The sequence below is a fragment of the Streptomyces sp. NPDC060205 genome, from assembly GCF_042728395.1.
In the GTDB taxonomy this organism is placed as follows: domain Bacteria; phylum Actinomycetota; class Actinomycetes; order Streptomycetales; family Streptomycetaceae; genus Streptomyces.
This window is the reverse complement of sequence record NZ_JBHWZP010000634.1, coordinates 1-1,526: the sequence shown is the minus strand read 5'-3', so window position 1 is coordinate 1,526 and position 1,526 is coordinate 1. Positions and strand designations below refer to the sequence as shown.

At 64.9% G+C, this 1,526-nt stretch carries 2 protein-coding genes; one reads left to right on the top strand and one right to left on the bottom strand.

Annotation, left to right across the window (positions count from 1 at the left end; translation table 11 throughout):
- Positions 1-309: hypothetical protein (locus tag ACFWGJ_RS43660; protein WP_387334544.1), on the bottom strand; the 309-nt coding region annotated here is incomplete at its 3' end.
- Between the two features lie 575 nt (positions 310-884).
- On the opposite strand from ACFWGJ_RS43660, the gene ACFWGJ_RS43655 reads away from it, so the two are divergent.
- The gene (locus tag ACFWGJ_RS43655) at positions 885-1,358 is read left to right on the top strand and encodes a hypothetical protein (RefSeq protein WP_387334543.1); all 474 of its coding nucleotides are present in this window, start codon (positions 885-887) and stop codon (positions 1,356-1,358) included.
- Positions 1,359-1,526 lie beyond the last annotated feature (168 nt).

Here is a 1,526-nt window from a genome sequence, read left to right as displayed (position 1 = left end):
GGCGGCGCTGTAGGCGGCGGAAGCAGCAGCGGCCACAGCTCGATCGGCGTAGAACTGCAACTGCGCGAGCTTGGCGAAAGCGTCGGACTGCCAGCCTTCTTCCAGCTCAGGCTCATCTGCGAAGCCGTAGCAATGGTCGTATGCGGTCCTGGCCAGAGCTTTCACCGCTTCATAGAACTCCACGTACGCCTGTCTGCGGTGCTCGAACGTGCGGGCCTCGTCCTCGCGTGCCCAGCTTTCACGCTCGCGTTGTCGCTCACGCTCCCATGCGACTGTTTCGCGACGGTCTGACCAGCGTTGAGTGATCAAAGCGCCAACGGTTCCTGCGACCAGCGTCGCGACGACGCCGACACCAGCGACTACTAGCGGTACCCATAGGGGAGTTGAAGTCACTACTCAATGATCGCAGTGGTGACCTGGCCGAGTGCGCCATTCTCCGGCGGTGACAGATCGCTCGATGCCTCAACCCACCGCTACCCCTGCTCCCATCCCGTCCGCCGTCGACCCACACTCTGTGGAGCGGGCGTGGTTCATGGCGTCCAGGTGGAGCGCGCCACTGTACGAACGACCTGGACGCCATGGGCCGCGTCTGCTCGGCTCTGCCTGGGTCGATGGTGGACGGGATGGGAGCACCCCACGCTCGCCCCTACGGACCTGCGGTCGGCAACGGCGCCCCCTCCATCCCGGTGCCGGCCGATCCCCCGCCGGAGGCATCGTTTGGACCTCGGCGTCATCCACAGATGTCAGCTCGACACGGCGACGGTCCTCGACCTGGACCGGGGTCCGTGGTTCGTGGCGCCCTTGGAGATTAGGTCGACGGGGGCTGGTGGAAGAAGCCACCATGGGGCTGGTTGTAGGTGCCCCCTCTGTGCTGGACTGACCGCATGGGTGGCGCTCTGACAAGCCTCGTGGCTGTTGCAGGGACTTTGCTTGGATCGTTCATCACCTTCCTCTTCCAGCGAAGGACGGCGGACCGCACCGAAGCCTTCACCTGGCGACGACTAACCCGAGAAGAACGCCTGACCGCATACGCCGGCTTCGCGGAAGCGGTCGTGGCTTACCGCAGGTCACAGTACGACCCGTTCCATCGAAGGATGGAAGGCGGAGCCAGCCCGGCCCTTGCCGATGCACAGACAGAGGCGTACCGCTGCCGCATGGTCGCGCAGCAGGCTCTGTTTCGCGTCCAGCTCGTCACTGACGACTCGCGTCTTGTTCAACTCGCGGAAGAAGCGCTTGAAGCCACCAGGTTGATGGCTGACGTGACCGATAGGCCCAGCCTGGATAGCTGCGTCGTGCAAGCCAAGCAGGCGCTTAGTGACTTCGTTGTCAGTGCAGGCCAGTACATTCGCGCCGCCTGAGCGTAGGGCGCCATCAGGCTTTCGAGGCCAGCACGTGGCCCAGCCACCCACGATCCCCCCGACCGCGGCCCGCATGATCCAACGAAGCCCAAGCCGTCGCGCACCTGCTTGTGGAGCACAAAGCGTCTGTTGGGTCCGTGGCCGCACCTGGCGTGCGGGCCTGTGGGC

Excerpts from the sequence above, each read along its gene's own strand:
- ACFWGJ_RS43655 (WP_387334543.1), top strand. The coding sequence starts at position 885 with ATGGGTGGCGCTCTGACAAGCCTCGTGGCTGTTGCAGGGACTTTGCTT.